A 21709-nucleotide genomic window follows, 5' to 3' on the forward strand; every position below is an offset into this window, starting at 1 on the left:
TTTACGCGCTACGCCGCCCTGCAAGCCGCGCCTCCCCCCAGAGCAGAAGCGCGGCCAGGAGGACCAGAAAAGGCGCGAGCGGCACCGGCGTGCGCGCCGCGTGCAGGGGCCGGTCCGGGACGGGCCTCGGCAGGAAGGTCTCCGAAGGGGCGCTCAGGTTGACCGCCACCCCCTCGACCACCTGGGGCTCGAGGACGCCGTTCCACCCCAGGGGAGCCATGGCCTTTCGGAACGGGGCGAGCAGGTTGTAGATCAGCACCGGAAAGGCCGGTAGGTCCTGCAGGGCCTCTATGGGCGGCAGGTACAAGCCGCGCGGGTGCGCCCACACCAGCCCTTCCCCCGATGCGTCATACACGATCGGACGCCACGAGGTAGGGGGCGGCGGGGGTATGGGCAACGCGTACCCGACGAGCTCCACGCTCCGCAGCGCCGGGTGCGTGGGCTCGAGGTCGAAGACCCGCCGAGCTTCACCGGCCTCGGTTGCGAAGTACACGCTGAACCCCTCGGGGTCCTCCGGCGGTCGGCCGAAGCGCACCTCGAGGTCAGGGTTCTGGCGTACCCGCTGGGCGCCAAGGAGCTGCAACAGCCGCACCAGGCTGGGGGGAGCGGCTTCGAGTCGGACGCGGGGAGGGCGTTCCCGGTAGAACGCGAGGTTATCCAGCTCGAGCGCGTCCGGGTCGGGGAGGCGTAGGGTTGTGGCTGGGGTGGCGGGGTACTCGAGGACGCGGAACCCCCCCGCGGGAACCCGTACCTCGAGGGTCTGGCCGCCCACTTGGACACGCCCGTCCCAGAGGCGACCGCTCGCGTTGCCGATCGCGAGGAACCCCCGGCCCAGCGCGGTGATGCCGCGGTTTTCTCCGGTGGCGGCCACGTTCCAGTACCCGTCCACTCCTGGGGGGGGCGGGGTGTCGCTCAGGACGACCACCGGTGCCCCGGGGAGGAGGGCTTGTCCTTGCCGGATGGCGGCTTCGAGGTCGGCGGCGGCATCCCCGGGCTGGAGCGCGGCGAGGGGTTCGAGCAGCGCGGGGCCAGGCGCGGGGCCGAAGACGCGCGGCTCGAGGCCCGCCCGGACCAGGACCGCCTGGGGGGCGGCTTCGAGGAGGGGGCGGGCGAGGGCCTGGGCGGCCGCGAACCGGTTTGGGGCGCGGTCGGTCGCGGCCATGGAGGCGGACGCGTCGATGACGAGCACCAGGGGGCCGGGGCTGACGCGGAGAAGGTACGGGCGCGCCAAGGCTAGGGCTGTGAGGATGGTGGCGAGGAGGAGGAGGAGGAGGCGAAGATCCACCCGGCGGCGCGCGCCCCCCCGACCGAGGGCGCGCTGCCACAACCAAACCCCTGCCGCCGGGCGCGGGTGGGGCCGCGCCCGGCGGTACAGCCAGTACACCAGCCCCGCTAGGGGGGGGATGAGCGCCAGGAAGAGGGGAGCTTCGAAGCCTACCAGCGCACCTCCCAGAACCCTTCGGACTCGAGGGTGTGGTCCTGAACCTGGCTGTAGGCCACCCCGCCTCCGACGCGGCCCGCGATGAACTCGAGGAAGGCCTGGAACTGCTCAGCGATCGCGAAGCTGGTCTGCATGGCGGCGGGGTCATCCACCATGAGCGGCAGGGTGCTGGTGATCAGCGCGGCCTGTTCGCGGAGGGTGCCGGAGAGGTTTGTGAAGGAGGCACTGACTGCGTTGGGCGGGATGCGGGTGGCGAACCGCTGGAACGCGGGGTCGTCCTCCAGGGTGGGGCCCGTGAGGGCGGAGAACGCCTCCGCGCTGGTGGCGAGGATCATCACCCCTTCGCGGTGGGCCAGGTACACCTCGCCCCAAAGCCCGACCTGGACCCGGCGGGCTTCAAGACCGTCAGCTTCGATCGGCTCGACCTTGAACCCCCCGGCGCCTTCCGCGGTGGCGAAGGCCGCGGCTTGCTGCAGCCAGGAGAGCACCGTGACCTCCGCGGTGATGGGGTCTTCGGTCTCCACATAGATCAGCATGTTCCCGAGCGGGTTTTGCTGCAGGAGCATGGGATCTGTGGGCATGGGGAGGGTGACCACCGCGATCCGCCGGCCGAACGCGGAGAGGTCAAGGTCGTAATCCACGCCGAAGAACTGCAGCCATTGCGTGACGTACGCGCCGAACTTGGCAAGGTCAAACACCCCTGAGGTCACGCTGTGCCCCTGCGCCAGGTCCTCGAGGGGCCAGGCCCGCTCTTCGGGCAGGAGGAGGGCGAGAAGCTCGGGGTCCCCCTCGGGCGACAGGGCGAGGCGTGAGCGGGTGTGGACGCCGTCCGGCTGCAGCTCGAGCGCGGTCGCGTACCCCGCGAAGGTCCGTACGACGCGCGCCAGCTCAGGGGGAAGGTCGGTGGTCTCCAGCAACGGCAGGAGGGGCTCCGGGTCCACCCAGAAGACCAAGTCGCCCTCGAGGGGCACCTCGAGGCCGCGTTCCTTGGCGAAGAACCGGTCGGCCGCGGTGGGGGTGGCGACCAGGACCAGCTCCTTGGTGTACCCCACCAGGATATCCATCTCTTCGCCGGCGAAGGTCTGGACCATCCATCCGCTGCGCGGCCGGGCTTCCTCGAGCAGGTTCTTCAGGGTGGAGATCACCAGGCCCACCCGGTCCGCGGAGGGTCGCGCGAGCGCGAAGAAGTTCCCGTCCGGGTAGACCGTAACGATCCCCTCACGGCCCACCACATCCAGGTTGAAGATCTGCCGGAAGAGCTCGAGCTCGCGGCGCTCCGTTTCGCTGAGCTCGAGCTCCTCCCCGAGCGCTTGGTCCACCCAGTCCGCTAGGCCCAGGCGCGCCCACTCCGCTTGGAAGTCGAGAAAAAAGGTCTTCTTCAGGCCAAGGTTGCGGGTGTACAGGCCCGCAACGGCACCCGGTGGGGTGAGCGCGGGTAGGGTTTGCGCGAGCGCGAGGCTGACCAGGAAAGCGCTGAGAAGAACAAGGATCTTTTTCATACCACCTCCATATTACCGAATCTTTTCAGCGGATACGGGTTTTCGTTCACCTCTTCGCCTCCTTTGACGCCGCCGCTACCCCCACGGATTATGAGGGGTGTTGGTGATTAGCCTTCCCGGATGGGGAGCGCGGCCCTGTTGGCCGCTCGACGCCCCCCGGGGTATGCCGTGTGCGGGGCAGGGTGGTTTTAGGGTACACGATCCGGGCCGGGGTGAAGGGCGTGCACGACCACGTTTGGCTCAAAGGTAGTGTACGGACACCCCTCGCCGGCCGGCTTGGAGCTGCGCGCGGCCCCACACGGCGAGGGCGCGGCCGCTGGGGGGTTCATCCACCACCACGCACCCCTCCAGGAAAGGGAGCGCCTCCAGCCGGGTCTTGTGTGGGGGGTGCACGACCTCGAGGTGGGGCGCGCTCGGGGTTTGGGAGGCGGGGACGCGGTAGGTTGCGGTGTAGACCCGACCGCTACGCGCGGAGAGGGCGGGGGTGACCGTGCCGCGATAGCGCAGGGCGATGCCCGCGAGGGTGTCCACTCCCACCACGGGCACCCCAAGGGCGCGTCCCAGCCCCAGCGCTGCGGAGACCCCGATGCGGACGCCCGTATAGGACCCGGGTCCCTGACCCACAACGATCCCGCGGATCGCTTTTAGGGACACGCGGTGCGTTTGCAGGAAGGCCTCGAGGTGCGTGAATAACGCTTCCGCGTGGCGCCGGTCGAGTCGCCACGCGCCTTCGGCGTGCGGCAGACCGAGGACGAGGTAGGGAGTTGCGGTGTCGATCGCCAGGACGGTCACGGCTGGAGTATACCCTCGCGCCTACCGTTCCTCCAGAACCTTTTGCTGGACCAGCCCGGGTACGATAGCCTCGCCCACCCTAAGGTGCGCATACCCCCCCGCGCGCCGCGCCCAGAACCGAAGTTCCCGAAGGTGCGCTGCCAACGCTTTCCGGTACGCTGCTCGCACCTGCGGCGTAACAAGGACGCGCGCGCCGGTTTCCACGTCCACGAGCTCCGCCTCCTCACGGGGAGGATCGAGCTCCTCAGGGGCCAGCACCTGTACGGTGATGGGCTGTACGCGCGCCAACTGACGGTACAACCCCCGCCAATCCCCCTCGTCCAACCCGTCCGTCACGACAAGAAGCGTGCCGCGCACGTGTGCAGCGAGCTGGGGAAGGGCCTCCATCGGTCCGCGCGGATCGGCCTCGAGCGCGCCCCGCCAGCGCCGCGCGCCCCGAGGGGTGAGCACGAACGCCCCCTCGGGGCGGGCCACGCGCAACAACACCTCCGCTACCCGCCGGGCATACGCGGCCTTACCGTGAAGGCGCATGCTGGGGGAACCGTCGAGCCACAGGTAAAACCGGCCTCGAGCCTCGGCCTGGAACACGCGCGAGTAGAGCTTCCCAGTGCGGGCGTAGGCCTTCCAGTCCACCCAGCGCAAGTCGTCGCCCGGAACGTAAGGCCGAAGCTCGAGGAACTCTAAGCTACCGCCGCGCCCGCGTACCAGGCGCTCGCCGGGGTACGCGATGAGGCGTGGGGTGCGGATCCGGTAGCGCGTGAGGGGCATGCTTTAGCGTGGGGTGATGCTTGGCATGGCTTTTTGCACCAACTCCTCCAGGACCTGGTGGGGGGTGATCCCCTCGAACTCCGCTTCCTCGGTGAGGAAGAGGCGGTGGATCAGCGCAGGGCGGGCTGCGCGGCGCAGGTCCTCCCAATCCACGTGCGCTCGTCCCCCCAGGAGGGCCATGGCCTTCGCGAGCCGAAGCCACGCCTTGGCCCCGCGGGGGCTCACGCCGAAGCGCAGCGCGGCGTGCTCCGCGGCGAGCAACGCTAGGTTCGTGACGGCCTCGAGGGCGGCGCTGGATACGCGCACCTGGTCCACGCGCGCGCGCGCTTCGTGGAACGCGTCCGCGTCGACCACCGGCTCGGGCGCCTTGGGCTCCTCGGACAGGATGCGCATCCAGACCGTGCGGGGCGGGTTGGTGATCTCGATCTTGGCCATGAAGCGGTCCAGCTGCGCTTCGGGAAGGGGGTAGGTGCCCTCGATCTCTACCGGGTTTTGTGTGGCCAGGACCAGAAACGGGCTGGGGAGGGCGTGTCGTTCCCCCGCGATGGTGACCGCGCCTTCCTGCATGGCTTCCAGGAGGGCGGACTGGGTTTTGGGCGTGGCGCGGTTAATCTCGTCAGCGAGCACCACCTGCGCAAACAAAGGGCCCGGCTGGAAGGTGAACGCCCCGTCCCGAAGCACAAGCGTGCCCGTAACGTCGGCAGGCAGAAGATCCGGCGTGAACTGGATGCGACGGTAGCTCAGGCCGGAGGCTTGCGCGAAGCTTTTCGCGAGCAGGGTCTTGCCCAACCCGGGCAGGCCCTCGAACAGCACGTGCCCGCCGGCCGTAGCCGTAGCAAGCAACGTGCGGATCACCGCCTCCTGACCGAACAGCGTCTCCGAAAGGACGGCCTCGAGGCGCTTTAAGGCTTCCACAGCTCCAGTATACGGGCCGCTACCCGGCCTCGGCCTGCCGCGCTGCGATCACCTTCTGCGCCAGGTGGGGGGGCACTTCGGCGTAGTGGCTGAACTCGAGGCTGTACGCACCTTGCCCGCCCGTGAGGCTGCGCAGAACGCGGCTGTACTCCAGCAGTTCCGCAAGGGGCACCTCGGCCTGCACTACGGTCAGGGCGCCGTCCGGCTCCATCCCCAAAATGCGGCCCCGCCGCCCTTGGAGGTCCGATAGGATGTCCCCCACACGATCCTGCGGAATGAATACCTTCAGCGTGTAGATCGGCTCGAGGAGCAAGGGATTCGCGGCCTCCATGGCTTTTTTGAAGGCCATGGACGCGGCGATCTGGAAGGCGAGGTCGCTGGAGTCCACCTCGTGGTAACTGCCGTGGAAGACCGTCGCCTTAAACCCCATCACCGGGTACCCCGCGAGCACCCCCTTTTGGGCAGCTTCCTGGATGCCTTTCTCGATGGCTTCCTTGTACTTCGTGGGGATCACGCCCCCCGTGATCTTCCACTCGAACGCGTACTCCGGGCTGGGCTCGAGCTTGAGCCACACGTCCCCGTACTGACCATGCCCGCCGGTTTGCTTCTTGTATTTGCCCTGGGCCTCGGCGGCCTTGCGTACGGTCTCGCGGTACGGGATCTTGGGGGTGCGCAGCACTACGCGGACCCCGTAATCCTCCAGGCGTTCCTTGGCGACCTCGAGGTGCAGGTCGCCCATTCCCCACAGCAAGAGCTCCCCGGTCTCCTCCTGCCGTTCAGTGCGGAGGCTGGGGTCTTCCTCCAAGAGCTTGTGCAGGGCTTCTCCGAGCTTGGCCTCGTCCTGTTTGCCTTCAGGGTATACCGCGACGAAGGTGGTGGGGTCAGGGAGGCGGGTGGTGGGCACCTCGTCCTTCGTCTCCCGCCACAAGACCATGCCTCGGTGCAACTGCTCGGCCTTGGGAACCGCGAGGATATACCCGGCTTCGGCGGCCTCTACCTCGACGAGGTCCTTGCCTTGGGGAACGTAGAGGTGCGCGAGCTTGACCGGGCCGTTTTCGGACTCGAGGGTATCCCCTGGAGCGAGGGCACCCCGGTAGAGCCGGACGTAGGCTACCTGCCCCATGAAGGGGTCCACCTGGACCTTGAAGACCTGGGCGAGCGGGGGGCCGTCCGCGAAGCGTTCGGTGGGGGCGGGCAGTGCCTCGAGGATGAGGTCGAGCACGGGTTCCGCACCGATCAGGGTTTTGCCGGAAGCGATCGCGACGGGGTAGAGCTGCCCTTGCCGTACGGCCTCGTGAAAAGCGTGCGCGAGGGCGGCTTCCTCCACGTCCTCGTCCCCAAGGTATTTTTCCAGCAGGGCCTCGTCGGTCTCGACGATGGCCTCGAGGGCTTCCTGGCGGTAACGCGCGACCTCGTCCTTGAACGCGTCGGGGATGTTCTCAGGGGTGTAGCCGCGGTCTGCGTGGCGGTAGGCCTTGTGGTGCAGCACATCGAGCAGCCCGATCCATTGACCGTTCTCAATCCAGGGTAGGTGCACGGGCAGGATGGGGCCTAAGGTGGCGCGAAGGTCTTCCAAGAGCGTGTAGAAATCCCCTCCCCGGTCGAGTTTCGTGACGACCACCATCCGCGCCAGGCCCAGCCGTTCCGCAACGGTCCAGGCGCGCTCGGTCCCGATCTGCACACCTTCTGGGGCGGATACGCACACCACAGCCGCGTCCGCCGCGGCCATGGCTCCGCGGATCTCCGCGACGAAGTCCGCGTACCCGGGCGCGTCCAGTACAAAAAAGCGGTGCCCCTTCCATTGAAGGGGCAGGACCGCGGTCCGCACGGAGATCCCGTGCGCCTTCTCCTCTGGGGTATAGTCCGAGATCGTGCTGCCCTCCTCCACGGCACCCATCCGGTCCTTGATCCCCGCCAGGTACGCCCAGGCTTCTCCCAACGTGGTTTTTCCGCTTCCGCTATGCCCGACCAACGCGATCGTGCGAATCATGGCCTCCCCCTTTCCCAAAGAACGGGTGTTTTGCCGTCCGCGTTACGCTCAGTATACCCCGCCGCGCGTAGACTGGACACGTGCTGGTGGTGTCGGAAGCGGTACTCGAGGCGATGTGGCTTCAGGCGCGGCTCGAGGCTCCGCGCGAGTGCGTGGGGCTTTTGGTGGGGCGGTTGGGACGGGCGGAAGCGGCCTGGCCGCTGCCGAACGCGAGCCCGCGCCCCGAGGTCGCGTACGAGGCGGAGCCGCGCGCGCTGGTCGCGGCGTTGCGCCGCATGGACGCGGCGGGCCTCGAGCTGGTGGGGATCTACCACTCGCACCCGAACGGCGCGGCTTGGCCCAGCCCTACGGACCGGGCGCGGGCGTACTGGCGGGTGCCGTACGTGATCCTGGGGCTTGCCGAAGGGGCCGTGCGGGCCTTTATGCTTCCGGAGGAAGAGGAGGTGACGCTGCTTGTGGACGCGTGAGGAGCTGGACCGGTATGCCCGCCACATCATCCTGCCCGAGGTGGGGGCCGAGGGGCAGCAGCGGTTGAAGCAGGCCTCGGTTGTGGTGGTCGGCGCGGGGGGGTTGGGTGCCCCATTGTTGTTGTACCTGGCGGCCGCGGGGGTAGGGCGAATCGGCATCGTCGAGATGGACACGGTGGACCTATCCAACCTGCAACGGCAGGTGCTCTACGCCACGGAGGACGTGGGACGTCCCAAGGCTGAGGTGGCCCGGGAGCGGGTCGTTGCCCTAAACCCCCACGTCCGGGTTGAGGCGCACCCGGTCCGGCTGACCTCCGAAAACGCTTTAGAGATCCTGGGGGATTACGACGTGATCGTGGACGCCTCGGACAACTTCCCCACGCGCTACCTCGTGAACGACGCCGCGGTCCTCCTGGACAAGCCCCTGGTGTACGGGGCCATCTACCGCTTCGAGGGGCAGGTGGCGGTCTTCCATCACGCGGGCGGCCCGTGCTACCGCTGCTTGTTCCCTAAGCCGCCCGATCCGGGCGCGGTGCCGAACTGCGCCGAGGCCGGTGTGTTCGGCGTGCTGCCGGGCGTGGTGGGCAGCCTGATGGCGGCGGAGGTCATCAAGCTGATCCTGGGGGTGGGCGAGGCACTTTCGGGACGGCTGCTGTTATACGATGCTCTCACCGCTTCTTTTAGGACGGTACGGTTTCCTAGGAACCGGAACTGCCCGATCTGCGGGGAGGTTCCGAGCCTTACGGGGCTTATAGATTACGAAGCCTTCTGCGCCGGCGGCTCCAAAAGTGATAGTATGCCTACCGAGACGAGTTAGACCCGGTGTACCGGGGTAGAGTGAAGGAGACGAAGGAGGAACCATGAGCGTAACGGAGATCGCACGGGGACTCGAGGGCGTGGTCTTCACCGAGACGAAGCTCTCGTATATCGACGGGCAGGCGGGCAAATTGTACTACGCCGGCTACCCGATCGAGGCGCTCGCTGAAGAGAGCAGTTACGAGGAGGTGGCCTTCCTGCTCTTACAGGGCCGCCTCCCCAAGAAGGAGGAGCTCGAGGCGTTCAAGGCCCAGCTCGCGGCGGAGCGGGAGCTTCCGGAGGTCGTGCTCAACGCCCTTAAGGCGTACCCCAAGCACACCCACCCCATGTCCGCCCTGCGCACCGCGGTGAGCCAGCTGGGGATGCTGGACGAGCGGGCGGAGGACCTCTCGCAGGAGGGGTTGTACCAGAAAAGCATCGCTCTCATCAGCCGGATCGCGACCATCGTAGCGGCGCTCAAGCGCATTCGTGAGGGTAAGGAGCCGGTCGCGCCTCGGAAAGACCTCTCGCACGCGGCGAACTTCCTCTACATGGTGAACGGTGAGGTGCCGAGCCGGGAGCAGGAGAAGCTCTTCGATGTGGCCCTGGTCCTGCACGCCGAACACGGCATGAACGCCTCCACCTTCACCGCCCTCGCGGTGCACTCCACCTCGGCGGACATTTACTCCTCGATCACCGCGGCGATCGGGGCGCTCAAGGGGCCGCGTCACGGCGGCGCGAACGAGGCGGTGATGCGCTCGGTGCAGGAGGTGGGCGCGCCGGAGCGGGCGGTGGCCTGGGTTCAGGAGAAGCTCGCGAAGAAAGAGCGCATCATGGGCATGGGGCACCGCGTGTACAAGGCGCTCGACCCGCGGGCGAGGATCCTGAAGAAGTACGCGGAGATCGTCGCGCAAAAGCACGGGCGCACCCAGGAGTACGAGATCCTCACGCGCATCGAGGCGGAGGCCGGCAAGGTCCTCGGCCCCAAGGGGATCTACCCCAACGTGGACTTCTACTCCGGGGTGGTGTACAGCGACCTGGGCATCCCGGTCGAGTTCTTCACCCCGATCTTTGCGGTGGCCCGCATCGTCGGGTGGGCAGCGCACATCCTCGAGTACAACGCCACGGACAACCGGCTCCTGCGCCCCAAGGCGCGCTACGTGGGCGAGCTGGACCTCGAGTACGTCCCGTTGGAAGCGCGCTAAGCAGGCGCGTAGGCCGGGCCGGGAATCCCCCGGCCCGGCCTTGCGGTTTAAATGACCGGCACCCGCCCCAGCGGTTCCGTAGGTTCGGGGCTCCCGCCCGCGGGCTCGAGGCTCACCCCGACGAACTGGAACCCGCGCCAGCGCACCTCGATCACCTGAGTTTGGGTCAGGCCTAGGGAGACGCGGTTGCCGTTACGGTGTCCCCAGGCTTGGTATGCCTTGCCGGGTGGTGGGGGGGTGGTGAGGAAGAAGAGCGCGCGGCCGTCGGGAAGGAACAACACGCTCCCCAGCGCGGTGCCTTGGGGTGTGGTCAGGGGACGCACCGTGACGCGGTCCGCGGTGAGGTACGCGCTGAGGAGGAGGCGTTCCGCCTGAAGCGCCTGGAGTTCTCGGGTGAGGACCGCACTCCAGGTGGCAGTCCCGAGGGCCAGGAGGATACCCGCAACGGCGGCAGCGATCCAGCCGCGGGGAGCGCGGGGGGGACCCAGCCGTTGAAGGATCCGCGCCCAGGTGTGACGGCGGGGCGGTAAGGGCGGCAGGGTGTCGGTAAGGGCGAACAGGGCTTCCCGCAAGGCCTTGACCTCTGTGCGGCACGCGTCACACGAGGCGAGGTGCGCCTCGATCTGACACGCCTCCTCGATCTCTAAAAGGTCCAGGACGTAATCGGCGAGCCGCTCGTGCGGGTGGTTCATGGTGCCTCCAGGTACCGGCGGAGTTTCAACAGCGCCCGGCGCAGCCGGGTTTTGACCGTACCCAAGGGCAGGCCGTGGCGCTGCGCCAGTTCCTTGTGGGTATACCCCATGAAGAAGGCTTCCTCAAGCAACCGGCGCTCGTCTGCCTCGAGCTGCTCCAGCGCCCGACGCACAACGACCCGGGTGGTGAGATCGGGGGGCTCGGGCGCGGGGTGGGAGAAGCCGGGGTCGTGCACATCCAGCGGGGCTTTTGTAGGCCGGGCGCTTCGAGCCCGTAACCGGGAGATGGCCAGGTTGCGGGCCACGGTGAGCACGAAGGTCCTGGCTGAGCTCTTCTCGGGGGTGTAGCGATGCCCGTCCCGGTAGAGTTTGACGAAGGTGTCCTGCAGGACTTCCTCGGCTTCCTCGCGGCTGCCCAGGATCCGGGTGGCCAGGGCGAGCACGCGGGGTGCCATCCGCCGGTACAGTTCGGCGAGCGCGGCTTGGTCACCCGAAGCGGTGCGGACCAGCAGCTCTTCTTCGGTCGCCACATCCTCATCTAACCATACGCACCGGATGCTTCGTTGGATTCAGAGGGCTTCGAAGGCTGCAAGCGCTTCGGCGCCGTCGCGGAAGCGATCCTGAGGATCCTTGGCCAAAAGACGCAGCAAGTACCGGGCAAGGCCGGGGGGGAGGTGCGGGGTTGGCGGAAGATGCACCGGCCGCTTGAGGTGGGCTTGCATGACCTCGTGCGGTGCACCGCTAAACGGCAGTTCTCCGAAGATCCCCCAGTACAGGAGGACACCGGCCGCGTACAGATCGGTGGCCGGGACTGGGGGAATGCCGCGCACCTGCTCGGGGGCCAGGTAACCCAACGTGCCGATACGAATCCGGCCGGGGAAGCGTTCCCCGATGGGACCGGAAAGGTCGAAGTCTACCAGCCGAGCTTCTCCCGAGGCGGCCACGATCAGGTTTTCCGGCTTCACATCGCGGTGCACGAAGCCCCGCTCGTGGACGTGGGCCAGCGCACGCAGCAGTTGATGAAACACGGCGAGAAACGCCTCGAGCGACGCACTGTTCCAAGTGGAGAGCCGATCCCCTGGAGCGAAGGCCAACAGCACCGCGGGGAAGCCTTCGACCGAGACCCGCTCGAGGACCGGGTTGATGTTCGGGTGCTCGAGGGCTCGGCCGACCTTCCACTCCCGATCCGCCCGCGCGGCGTAGGTTTTGGGAAACACCTTGACGGCGTAGGCCGTGCCGCCCGTATCGAAGGCCAAATACACCGTGGCCAACGCTCCACGCGCGATGGGCCGGACCACGCGGTACCGACCTAGGAGGACCGTTCCCGGAATCCCCACGGTACAACTATACCGTGGGCGGGCCTTCCCGTATTGGGCCATGCGTCTTTCGGGGAAGGCTCATGACGTTCATGAGGTGGGTGCGTAAAGTAGAAGCGTGAGAATCGGCGTGGCGCTTTCCGGAGGTGGGGCGAGGGGCTTCGCGCACATCGGTGTGCTCGAGGCGCTCGAGGCGCGGGGGGTGGAGGTTGCTTGTGTGGCGGGGACGAGCATGGGCGCGATCGTTGGGGCGCTTTGGGCGCATGGCGTACCGGCGCGGGAGATCTACCGTTTGGCGGAGCGCACGCCGTGGGTGAGCCTTTTGAACTTTGTGCCCCGCGGGGGGCTGGTCTCGGGGCGGAAGCTCCGCGCGTTTTTGGCCGAGTACCTGCCCCCGACCTTTGAGGCCCTGGAGCGCGAGCTGGTCGTGGTGGCTACGGATCTGGCGAGTGGGGAGGCGGTGTACCTTACGCGCGGCACCTTGCCCACGGCCGTACTAGCCTCCGCAGCGTACCCGGGGTTGTTGGCTCCGGTTGAGTGGGAGGGGCGCTGGCTGATCGATGGGGGAGTGGTGGATAACCTGCCGGTGGATGCGGCTCGCTTGTTGGGAGCAGACCGGGTCGTGGCGGTGGACGTCACGCCGGGGGCGGGGCTGCCTAAGGGGAGCGATCCGCCGCGTTCCTTGATTGGCACGGCCCGCCGGGCGGTGGATGTGATGCTCGCGCGGCTGACCGCGGTGCGTCTGGCGTTGTACCCGCCCGAAGTGTACATACGACCGGAGATCCCGGAGGTGCGCTTCGAGGACTTCGGTCGGTTGGAGGAAATCGTAGCTCGAGGACGCGAGGCTGCGGAAGCGGCGTTGGGTGCGTATGCTGATTAAGGGAGTGGTTATGCGCGAGTTTTTCGTTTACTTGTGGCGTGAGTGGTTTCGCCAGGTGGGCGAAGCGTTACTGATCGCGTTCGTTGTGACGACGTTCGGGTTTACTACGGTCGCGGTGTTCGGAAGCAGCATGCAGCCGACGCTGGCGCACGGAGAGCGCGTGTTCGTGCCCAAGTACGAGGCTTGGGCGGTGCGCTTTGGGCTTACGGAGTGGCGGCGTGGCGACATTGCGATCCTCAAACCCCCGCAAGGAGCGCCGAACTCGGTGACGGCCTTCCCCGTGCTGGGGTTTACCTTCCGGCCGTTTTTCATTAAGCGGATCGTGGGGCTGCCGGGGGATGTGGTCTCGGTACGGCGCGGCGTGGTGTACGTGAACGGACAGCCCCTCGATGAGGAGCACATCACGCGCTTCATCACGCCGTACCCGGACTCCTTCCCGCGGGTGGAGGTACGCCGCGGGAGGGTGGTGCGTTTCGCGGGCATTCCCGTGGACCGTCTCCCGGAGTACTTGAAGCCAGCCTTGGAGATGCTCGAGCCCCTGCCGGAGGAGGTGATCGCGGCGAGCCAGGCGCGTACGGTGGAGTACGTGGGAAGCCTGCGCCTTAAGGAGGGGTATTACTTTGTGTTGGGGGATAACCGGAGCCTGGGCGGTTCGGAGGATTCCCGGACGTTCGGGCCGGTGCCCGCGCGGAACATCGCGGGGCGGGCGACGTTCGTATGGTGGCCTTTGGTGCGCCGCGATGAGGAAGGGTGGCGCGTGAACGTGCGCCGGTTGGAGGTGCCGCAGGCCTTCCTGTCCGTGCCGCCTGCTCCAGAATCCCGGTAAGCGGGTAGGGTAAAGCCCTGCGGCTCGAGGGAGTGGAGCCGCAGGGCTGGGTTTTGGAGGGGTTAGGAGCTGCGGGCGATGCGGTTGGGATGCTCGGGGCGGGCGTGCTCCCAGTCCCAGTTCGAGCGGTGCACGAGCTCGGCGGCCTTGACGAGGTTCGCCCCGATGCGTGCGGCGTCTTTGAGGGCTTCGGGGTCCTCGTGGACGCTGCTGCGCCCGCGTCGGTGGGTGTACACCATTCCCATGGGGAGACTCATGTAAAAAAGTCGGTTGACTCAAAACTTGCACTTATGCACCCTGGGGATACCTATGCGCCAGGACCACTTGAAAGGGGCCGCTGGTTTCCCGTCTGATGACGGGTGCCATGACCCAAGCGGCCCTGTCCCTACTTTGGACCCTCCTGGCCCTTTTGCCAAGCCCCCACCTCCAGGAATCCCTCAAGGCCCTGCTCTTGCTCCTCCTCCACGGCCACGGCAAGGCCAGACCCCAGCACAGCCAGGTCAAGTCCCCCTCCGCCCTCTCTCGCTTCCTCAACCGCTACCCCTGGCCCACCCGCGCTCTCATCCGCCTGGCAAGAAAAGAGGCCGAGAAAGCCCTGGACCGGGCCAGAAAGAAAAAAGGCCCCAAGCCCCGTCTCCTGGTGGTCCTGGACCTAGTCACTCTGGAGAAGCGGGGCCGTTTCCAGGCCCTGCCCCTCTCCTTTTTTCACGGCAAGTGGGGACTCCATCTGGTGGTCCTCTACCTCGTCTACGGAGACCTCCGCATCCCTTGGGCCTACCGCCTCTGGCGGGGCAAGGGGGAGAAGGCCCTCTCCCGCCTGGCCCTAAGCCTCCTGGCCTCTCTGCCCCCCTGGATGCGCCGGGCCTTCCGGATACGGGTGGCCGCGGATGCGGCCTTTGGCACCACCTGGTTCCTTTTCGGGGTGAAGCGGTTGGGTTTTGAAGCGGTGGTGGGGATGCGGCGGGACCGGAGGCTGCGGGAAGGGGGGAGGCTTGGGGACCTCAGGCGGCAGGGGAGCCGGGTCTACCTTTGGGGGCTTTCCTTCCCGGTCTGGGTGGCCTGGTACCGCTACCCCCTGCCCCAAGGGGGCTGGGAGTGGCGGTACGTGGTGGCCACCTTTCCCGCCACGCCCCGGACGGCGCTCACTTGGGGAAAGAGGCGGTTTGCCATAGAGCACTTCTTCCGCGCCGCGAAAAGCGAGTTCTCCCTGGGGCAGTTTGGGCAGCGGACGGCTTTGGGGGTGCACCGTTTTCTGGTGCTTTCCCTTCTGGCCTACCTGTTGGCCCACTGGGTGGGCATGGAGGGGAAGGAAGCTGGCGGGAGGCCAGGGAGCGGGCGGCGCGGGTTCTCTTGCCTGAGCTCGTGGTGCAGGTCGCCCTGCGGGAGCTCTATGCCCTGGGTCTCTGGCCGCCGGGGGGAGGGGGTGAAGGTTTATGCGGGATATGCGGGAGGTGCAAGTTTTGAGTTGACCCTTTTATCCTCCCCACCAGGGGCCTCCACCAGCACTCTGGGGAAAGAGTTCCCGTAAGCCTTTCCCAGGGGCTCTTTTCCCCAATCCGCCGATGCCGCATCCGGTAAAGCCCCACCATCAACCAGGATTCCCCCACCTCCAGGCTCCGCAACACCCTCCGCCTGCGCCGCCGCCACAATCGCCCATGCCCTACCTCCGCCACGTTGTTTGTCCAAGGAGGCGGTACCTCGGCCCCCCAAGCCTCCTGCAACCCCTCCCAAGCCCGCACCCAGCCCCCCAAGGCCTTACCCCACCGGGGCAGAAGCTCCTTCCAAAAGAACGCCTCCCTCTCCCCAGGCCCAAGCCCCCGCAGCACCCTCAGACCCTCCCGTATCTCCCCCCACGCCTTCCGGTCCACCTTGGCCCGTACCTCCCGCATCAGGTGGAAAGCGCACCGGGCCCAAAGCAGCCTCCGCCCCAACCAGCCCAACGCCTCCCCTACCTCCTGCGCCCCGTCCGAAACCACCCCCAGCCTTGGAGGTAACCTCCAAAGGAGCTCCCGCACCCGCTCGTAACGCCGCCGATGGCCAAGGTCTCCCCACAGCGGGCAACCCGTCCAAGCCTCAAAGTAAAGGTACCCGTACCCCTTGGGGCCCCGGCCAAAGGCCCATTCATCCACACTCCCCCAGTACACCCGCCCTCGGAGAAGACGGTTCTCCCGCTGAAGGAGCCGTTTGGCCCTGGCCCCCGCGGACCTGAGCCAGCGGAGGCGGGTGGGACGGGTGAGGGGGAAGCCCAGGTTCTTGGCGAGATCGTTTTGGACGCTTTCAGGGGCGCGATGGCTTGCGAGGATGAGGAAGTGCTCCTGGATGGAGATCGCGTACCAGCGGCTTCTAGGGCAGTCCTCCGGGTAGAGAGCTCGTTTCTGGCGCTTGCATTGGGCGCAGCGGATCCGTTTGACTCTGACTTCCTGGATGCCCCGAAAGGTGCGCAGCTTGCGTCTGCGGTAGCCCCCGCTCTCCTCACGGGTGGCTCCGCAGTGGGGACAGGGTACGATGGAGCTCGGGGAGTCCTCAGTCGGCTTCATGGCAGAACCAGACTAAGGGCTCCCCTCTTACTCAACCGAGTTTTTTACATGACCCCATGGGGATGAGGGAGAACCCCATGTAGTTGAGGGGGGTGGCCAGCTGGGCCATGGCGTGAGCGGCGCCGTCTTCCTCGGCGACCGCGGCGAGAGCCATGGGTTTGCCCGCCAGCAGGAGCCCCTTGTTCTCCAGGGAGGTCATGCGTTCGATCAGGGCCTTCATGCGCGCGGAGGGCCCGTACCAGTAGACGGGAGTGGCGAAGACCACCGCGTCCGCCCAGAAGAGGCGTTCCGCGATTTTACCGAACCCGTCCCAGGGGCCCTGGGTACACTCGTTCGGGCCGCACGCGCTGGGTTCCATCGAGTAGTTCCCGACGCAAAAAGGAAACGGGTGGCGCACCAGATCCAGCCGTTCGACTCGAGCGCCTGCTTTTGCGGCATGCTCCAGGATGAGGTCCAAAAGCGCTGCCGTCCAGCCGTCAACTCTTGCCGAACCGTTTAGGCCCAAGATGTTGATCGGCATGCTATCACCTCAGTCTACGCAATCTATTTTAGCATGCCGAGCGCAACTCCCCTTGGACCCCTCCTGGAGCAGCTGCGCGCGGGTTTACCCGTGGGGGATAAACCCGTAGTACAGCGCCAAGAGTACCGCCAGGACGTACATGATCGGGTGTACCTCGCGCCCTTTCCCCGAGAGCAGTTTCAGGGCAACGAAGGTCACGATGCCCGCCGCGATCCCGTTCGCGATGGAGAAGGTGAACGGCATGATCACGATCGTGAGGAAGGCGGGCAGGGCCTCGTCCATGCGCGACCAGTCAAGGTCCCGGGCCCCCTGCATCATCAGCACGCCCACCACGATCAGCGCGGGGGCGGTGGCGATGGCCGGTACCGCGATGAACAGCGGGGTGAAGAAGAGCGAGAGCAAGAAGAGCAGCGCGACCGTCAGGGCCGTCAGGCCGGTGCGCCCGCCTTCCTCCACCCCCGCGGCCGATTCGATGTACGTCGTGACCGTACTCGTGCCCAGCATGGCCCCGACGGTGGTACCGGCCGCGTCGGCAGCGAAGGCTCGATCCGCGCCGGGCAGTTCGCCGCGCGCGTTCACGAACCCAGCCAGGCGCCCCACCCCGATCAGCGTGCCCGCCGTGTCAAAGAAGTCCACGAACAGGAACGCGAGGATCACGGTGAGGAGGGCTCCGGAGAGGATGTTGGAGAAGTCAAAGGCCAACAGGGTTTCCTGGGGGAAGGAAGGCAGGCCAAAGATGCGCTCCGGAGCCGGCGCGAGCCCCGTAACCCAAGCCACGACGGTGACTACAAGGATTCCGGCCAGGACGGCCCCCCGCACCTGGCGGGAGAGCAGCACCCCGATCAGGATCAGGCCGGCCAGGGAGAGCAGGACGGCGGGATCGCGCAGGTTCCCCAAGCCGACCAGGGTAGCCGGGTGATCCACTACGAGGCCCGCGTTTTGAAACCCGATGATCGCCAGGAACAACCCGATGCCGGTCGTGGTCGCGGCTTTCAGCGAGAGGGGAATAGCGTTAATGATCGCGGTGCGGATCCCGCCGAACGCCAAAGCCAAGAAGAGCAGCCCCTCGATAAACACCGCGGTGAGGGCGACCGGCCAGTCCACCCCCATTCCCTTCACGACCCCGAAGGTGAAGTAGGCGTTCAGGCCCATGCCGGGAGCCAGCGCGAAGGGAAAGTTCGCGTACAGCGCCATAGCCAACGTGGCCACGGCCGAGGCGAGCGCGGTAGCGATCGCTACGTCCGAGGCGGGCATACCCGCGGCGGAAAGGATCTGCGGGTTGACGAACAGGATGTAGGCCATCGTGAGGAAGGTCGTCACGCCCGCACGAATCTCCGTAGCGAGGGTTGAGCCCCGCTCACGCACCCGAAAGAACCGTTCCAGTTGACCTAGGTACCCCGTGGTCGCTTCCATGGCTACGCTCCTTTTTATGCAAGGCCCCGCGGCTAACGCAGCGGGGCTACACGCACTATACGTTTAGAAGGGGGCGTTATACAAGCGCTTCAGCGATTGCTTCGTCCAGAATCTCCACGGCGATCTGCGCCTCTTCCCGGCTCAGGATCAGAGGCGGCGCGATCCGGATCGTGCTGGGACCGGCAGGAAGGTTCAGCAGCCCCTTCGCGAACGCCCGGTTCGCCACGCGGTCCCGAAGCTCCGGATCCTCCTCCCGCGTCTCGGGGTCCTTCACGAAATCCAGGCCGATCATCAAGCCCCGGCCGCGCACATCGCCCAGGCGAGGGTACTTGGCCTTAAGCTCCTCGAACGCTCGCAGAAGGAAGGCCCCCACCTCGCGGGCGTTCTCCATCAAACCCTCCTCCAACAGGTCCAGCGTAGCGTGCGCCGCTGCCGCTGCGACCGGGTGCCCCCCGAACGTGGTGCCGTGCGCGCCGGGCGTCCAACTGGAGAGCTCCTCTCGGAAGAGAACCGCGGAGATCGGATACCCGGAGGCCAACCCCTTGGCGAGCACCACGATGTCGGGCTGGACCCCCTCGTGCTCCACGGCAAGGAACTTCCCGGTGCGGCCCGCCCCGGTCTGCACCTCGTCCGCCACCAGCAGGATGCCGTGCCGTTCCGTGAGCTCCCGCAACCCCTTCAGAAAGCCCTCTGGAGGCACAACGTACCCGCCCTCGCCCTGGATCGGCTCGATGAACACCGCACCGACCTCGTCCGGCGGCAGGCTGGTCTTGAAGAGGTGCTCGAGGTGCTCGAGCACCGCCGTGCCCGCAGCTTCGGGAGGTGCGCCGAGCGGGGGACGGTAGGGGTGAGGGAAGGGCAGGTGTACCACGCCGGGAAGGAGGGGGGCGAAGCCCCGGCGGTACTTGCTGTTCGAGGCGGTGAGGGAGAGGGAGCCCATGGTGCGTCCGTGGAAGGCCCCGGTGAAGGCGATGATGTACGGCCGACGCGTGTGGTAGCGAACGATCTTGATCGCGGCTTCGACCGCTTCGGTGCCGGAGTTGCCAAAGTACACGCGGTACCCGCCGCCGAGTTTTTCCACCAGGCGCTCGGCCAGGCTGAGCTGCGGTTCGGAGGTGAAGTCGGAGAAGCACACGTGCTGGAAGGCTTCAGCTTGCCGACGCACCGCCTCAACCACGCGGGGGTGCGCGTACCCGGTGGTGTTCACGGCGATGCCCGCCATCACATCCAGGAATAGGTTGCCGTCCACGTCCCAGATCCAAGCCCCCTCACCTTTTTCTGGAACGAAGGGGAAGGGGCGGATATACGAGGTGGACATGCGTTTCGCGTCGCGCTCGAGGAGGGCTTTGGCCTTGGGGCCGGGGAGTTCGGTCTGGATCAAAGGGCGCTTATGGGTGTACATACCGCCTCCTTTCCATGCGCCTCTAGTTTAGCCAGAAACCGGGGTGTTTCCAAGGTCGAGATGAGCGCGGAACCGGGGAGAATCGGGCACGGGTCCGGGTATAATCCCGATATACTACGGAACAGAACAAGAGGGGGGGTTGGCGTGGAAGCAAGAGCGATCGTTGTGACGTCGGGAAAAGGCGGGGTGGGGAAGACCACCACCACGGCGAACGTGGGCACCGCCCTGGCGAGGCTGGGAGAGAAGGTCGCGGTTATCGACGTGGACGTCGGCCTCCGCAACCTGGACGTGGTGATGGGCCTCGAGGGGCGCGTGGTGTTTGACCTGATCGACGTCCTCGAGGGGCGGTGCAAGCTGCGGCAGGCACTTATTCGCGACAAGCGGGTGGAGAACCTGTACCTCCTTCCAGCCTCGCAGACGCGGGATAAGGAGGCTTTGGATGCGGAGCGGTTTCGGGAGGTGGTGCGGCGCCTTTTGGAGGAGGAGGGGTTTGACCGGGTGTTGATCGATTCCCCGGCCGGGATCGAACGGGGATTCCAAACCGCAGCGGCTCCGGCGGATGGAGCGCTTGTGGTGGTGAACCCCGAGGTCAGCTCGGTGCGGGACGCGGACCGCATCATCGGGCTTTTGGAGGCCGGGGAGGTGCGGGAGAACTATTTGGTGATCAACCGCCTGCGTCCGGATATGGTGCGGCGAGGCGACATGCTTTCGGTCGAGGACATCCTGGAGATCCTGGGGCTGAGACCCATCGGGATCATCCCTGAGGATGAGCAGATCCTGGTATCCACGAACGTGGGGGAACCCCTCGTTTTAAAGAACGCCTCGGCGGCGGCCAAGGCCTTTATGGATACCGCCCGGCGGATTCGCGGGGAGGAGGTGCCGTTCCCTAACATGGAGGCGACCCGCGGGATTTTAGGGGCGTTGAAGCGGTTGTTCGGGGGGGCGTGATGTTCTGGGGACGTAGAAAGAGCAAGGAAAAGGTCAAAGAGCGGTTGAAGCTCGTCCTGGCGTACGACCGCGCCCACCTTTCCCCGGGCATGGTGGAGCAGTTGAAGCGGGACTTGCTGGAGGTGCTGCACCGTTACTTCCCCGCGGAGCGGGACGGGGTTGAGGTCTCCCTCGAGCAGCGCGGGGAGCGGGTCGTGCTGGTGGCGGATATTCCCGTGCGCTCATGACGCGCGCCGTTACCTTGACGTTGTACGACTGGACCCTGGTCGCGCTTGTGTTGCTCGTGACCGGGGTGGGCCTATTAAACCTGGCGAGCGCCGCTCCGGAGCCGCGCTTGTGGCAGATGCAGGTGGGGTTTGTGGGGGTGGCGGGGATCGCCGCCGTGGCATTGCAGCTGTTTCGGCGCAAGCAAGTGATGGGCTGGGCGTACGGCCTGTACGCGCTTTCGCTCCTCCTCCTCGCGTTGGTGTTGGTGTGGGGACGCGAGGTGAACGGGGCAAAGGCCTGGTTCGTGCTGGGGCCGTTGCGGTTTCAGCCCTCCGAGTTCGCGAAGATCGCATTGATTCTAGCGCTCGCTCGGCTTTTAGATCGGCGAGAGTTAAGAGGGGTTTGGGATTACCTCCCGCCGCTATTGCTCGCCGCGCCGCCGATCCTTTTGACCGCGATGGAGCCTGATCTAGGCGGGGCCATGGTGATGGCCGGTATCGTTGCGGGGATGCTGTTCATCCGGGGGTTACCCCTCAAGCATATCCTGGTCGCTTTGGGGCTTGTGGGGGTGCTGGTGCCTACCGTGGTTTGGCCGAACCTCAAACCGTACCAGCAGGAGCGCATCCTGGTTGTGCTGAACCCCGCACGGGATCCTCTCGGGTCGGGGTTTCAAGTCATCCAGTCCATGATCGCCATCGGTTCGGGCGGAATCTGGGGCAAGGGATACGGGGAAGGAACCCAGTCCCAGCTCGGCTTCATTCCCGAGCGGCAGACCGACTTCGTCTTCTCGGTACTGGCGGAGGAGATGGGGTTTGTGGGCGCGGTGACGCTGCTCCTCCTGTACGCGGGGCTGTTTTACCGCTTGGCGGTCATGGCGGTTGAGGTCATCCACGTGGGAGACCGGCTGGTTATCGGGGGAGTGCTGAGCTTTATCGCCTTCCAGGTCCTGGTGAACGTTGGGGTAACCCTGGGTCTCGCGCCGGTCACTGGGATTACCCTACCCCTGATGAGTTATGGGGGGACTAGCCTCCTGTCCACGTATGTGGCTTTGGGGTTGGCTCTCCTGGTGTACCGCGACCGTTTTCGGGACGTGTAA

General features: G+C 66.5%; 21 protein-coding genes and 1 pseudogene. 9 read left to right on the top strand and 13 right to left on the bottom strand.

What is annotated here, in order from left to right; all coding sequences use genetic code 11:
* Position 1 precedes the first annotated feature (1 nt).
* The 6 genes from MARKY_RS05320 to MARKY_RS05345 all read right to left on the bottom strand — a co-directional run bounded on the left by MARKY_RS05320 (position 2) and on the right by MARKY_RS05345 (position 7405).
* Entirely contained in the window at positions 2-1453 is a 1452-nt protein-coding gene (locus tag MARKY_RS05320) for a VWA domain-containing protein (protein ID WP_342626878.1), read from the bottom strand.
* Positions 1435-2940: a hypothetical protein gene (locus tag MARKY_RS05325; RefSeq protein WP_013703852.1), complete on the bottom strand. Its 1506-nt coding sequence runs from the start codon at positions 2938-2940 to the stop codon at positions 1435-1437. Before MARKY_RS05325 ends, MARKY_RS05320 begins: the two co-directional genes overlap by 19 nt.
* 240 nt (positions 2941-3180) lie before the next feature.
* Positions 3181-3732, bottom strand: a complete 552-nt coding sequence (gene tsaB / locus MARKY_RS05330; protein WP_013703853.1) for a tRNA (adenosine(37)-N6)-threonylcarbamoyltransferase complex dimerization subunit type 1 TsaB — start codon at positions 3730-3732, stop codon at positions 3181-3183.
* A gap of 21 nt (positions 3733-3753) precedes the next feature.
* Positions 3754-4500, bottom strand: coding sequence for a DUF58 domain-containing protein (locus MARKY_RS05335; protein WP_013703854.1), 747 nt, complete (start codon positions 4498-4500; stop codon positions 3754-3756).
* Between the two features lie 3 nt (positions 4501-4503).
* Positions 4504-5415: an AAA family ATPase gene (locus MARKY_RS05340; protein WP_013703855.1), complete on the bottom strand. Its 912-nt coding sequence runs from the start codon at positions 5413-5415 to the stop codon at positions 4504-4506.
* A 19-nt stretch (positions 5416-5434) separates the two neighbouring features.
* A complete protein-coding gene (locus MARKY_RS05345) occupies positions 5435-7405 on the bottom strand; it encodes an elongation factor G (protein WP_013703856.1) in 1971 nt (656 codons plus the stop codon).
* An 80-nt stretch (positions 7406-7485) separates the two neighbouring features.
* Between MARKY_RS05345 and MARKY_RS05350 the strand changes: the two genes are divergently transcribed.
* From MARKY_RS05350 to MARKY_RS05360, 3 genes are read left to right on the top strand one after another with little or no spacing between them, the layout of a single operon-like run.
* A complete protein-coding gene (locus MARKY_RS05350; protein ID WP_083804420.1) occupies positions 7486-7872 on the top strand; it encodes a M67 family metallopeptidase in 387 nt (128 codons plus the stop codon).
* A complete protein-coding gene (gene moeB / locus MARKY_RS05355; protein WP_013703858.1) occupies positions 7859-8689 on the top strand; it encodes a molybdopterin-synthase adenylyltransferase MoeB in 831 nt (276 codons plus the stop codon). The genes MARKY_RS05350 and moeB overlap by 14 nt, the downstream gene beginning before the upstream one ends.
* A gap of 43 nt (positions 8690-8732) precedes the next feature.
* Complete coding sequence (locus MARKY_RS05360; protein ID WP_013703859.1) at positions 8733-9872, top strand: citrate synthase/methylcitrate synthase; 1140 nt, start codon at positions 8733-8735, stop codon at positions 9870-9872.
* Positions 9873-9919: 47 nt separating this feature from the next.
* Here MARKY_RS05360 and MARKY_RS05365 read toward each other — a convergent pair whose 3' ends face one another.
* The 3 genes from MARKY_RS05365 to MARKY_RS05375 are packed head-to-tail and all read right to left on the bottom strand — an operon-like array spanning position 9920 to position 11943.
* A complete protein-coding gene (locus MARKY_RS05365) occupies positions 9920-10564 on the bottom strand; it encodes an anti-sigma factor (protein ID WP_013703860.1) in 645 nt (214 codons plus the stop codon).
* The gene (locus MARKY_RS05370) at positions 10561-11094 is read right to left on the bottom strand and encodes an RNA polymerase sigma factor (protein ID WP_013703861.1); all 534 of its coding nucleotides are present in this window, start codon (positions 11092-11094) and stop codon (positions 10561-10563) included. Before MARKY_RS05370 ends, MARKY_RS05365 begins: the two co-directional genes overlap by 4 nt.
* Positions 11095-11133: 39 nt before the next feature.
* Positions 11134-11943: a serine/threonine-protein kinase gene (locus MARKY_RS05375; protein WP_013703862.1), complete on the bottom strand. Its 810-nt coding sequence runs from the start codon at positions 11941-11943 to the stop codon at positions 11134-11136.
* A 55-nt stretch (positions 11944-11998) separates the two neighbouring features.
* Between MARKY_RS05375 and MARKY_RS05380 the strand changes: the two genes are divergently transcribed.
* Positions 11999-12760, top strand: coding sequence for a patatin-like phospholipase family protein (locus MARKY_RS05380; protein ID WP_013703863.1), 762 nt, complete (start codon positions 11999-12001; stop codon positions 12758-12760).
* Positions 12761-12770: 10 nt separating this feature from the next.
* Positions 12771-13586, top strand: coding sequence for a signal peptidase I (gene lepB, locus MARKY_RS05385; RefSeq protein WP_041657846.1), 816 nt, complete (start codon positions 12771-12773; stop codon positions 13584-13586).
* 62 nt (positions 13587-13648) lie between these two features.
* Here the strand turns inward: lepB and MARKY_RS11790 are convergent, their stop codons facing one another.
* Positions 13649-13831 (bottom strand): hypothetical protein, encoded by a 183-nt coding sequence (locus MARKY_RS11790; protein ID WP_148230406.1) that lies wholly within the window; start codon positions 13829-13831, stop codon positions 13649-13651.
* 119 nt (positions 13832-13950) lie between these two features.
* On the opposite strand from MARKY_RS11790, the pseudogene MARKY_RS05390 reads away from it, so the two are divergent.
* A pseudogene (locus MARKY_RS05390) lies at positions 13951-15050 on the top strand (transposase).
* Between the two features lie 1104 nt (positions 15051-16154).
* On the opposite strand, the gene MARKY_RS05395 reads toward MARKY_RS05390, so the two are convergent.
* The 3 genes from MARKY_RS05395 to MARKY_RS05405 form a co-directional block, all read right to left on the bottom strand.
* Positions 16155-16643: a flavodoxin family protein gene (locus MARKY_RS05395; RefSeq protein WP_013703867.1), complete on the bottom strand. Its 489-nt coding sequence runs from the start codon at positions 16641-16643 to the stop codon at positions 16155-16157.
* Between the two features lie 84 nt (positions 16644-16727).
* Complete coding sequence (locus tag MARKY_RS05400; protein ID WP_013703868.1) at positions 16728-18056, bottom strand: NCS2 family permease; 1329 nt, start codon at positions 18054-18056, stop codon at positions 16728-16730.
* Between the two features lie 76 nt (positions 18057-18132).
* Complete coding sequence (locus MARKY_RS05405) at positions 18133-19458, bottom strand: acetyl ornithine aminotransferase family protein (protein ID WP_013703869.1); 1326 nt, start codon at positions 19456-19458, stop codon at positions 18133-18135.
* 144 nt (positions 19459-19602) lie between these two features.
* Between MARKY_RS05405 and minD the strand changes: the two genes are divergently transcribed.
* Genes minD through rodA form a run of 3 tightly spaced genes read left to right on the top strand, consistent with a single transcriptional unit; the run spans position 19603 to position 21709 of the window.
* Positions 19603-20406: a septum site-determining protein MinD gene (gene minD / locus MARKY_RS05410; protein WP_013703870.1), complete on the top strand. Its 804-nt coding sequence runs from the start codon at positions 19603-19605 to the stop codon at positions 20404-20406.
* Positions 20406-20633: a cell division topological specificity factor MinE gene (gene minE / locus MARKY_RS05415; RefSeq protein WP_013703871.1), complete on the top strand. Its 228-nt coding sequence runs from the start codon at positions 20406-20408 to the stop codon at positions 20631-20633. Before minD ends, minE begins: the two co-directional genes overlap by 1 nt.
* Positions 20630-21709 carry a rod shape-determining protein RodA gene (gene rodA, locus MARKY_RS05420; RefSeq protein WP_013703872.1) on the top strand — a complete coding sequence of 360 codons (1080 nt, stop codon included), beginning with the start codon at positions 20630-20632 and terminating at the stop codon, positions 21707-21709. Before minE ends, rodA begins: the two co-directional genes overlap by 4 nt.

The sequence above is a fragment of the Marinithermus hydrothermalis DSM 14884 genome, assembly GCF_000195335.1.
In the GTDB taxonomy this organism is placed as follows: Bacteria; Deinococcota; Deinococci; order Deinococcales; family Marinithermaceae; genus Marinithermus; species Marinithermus hydrothermalis.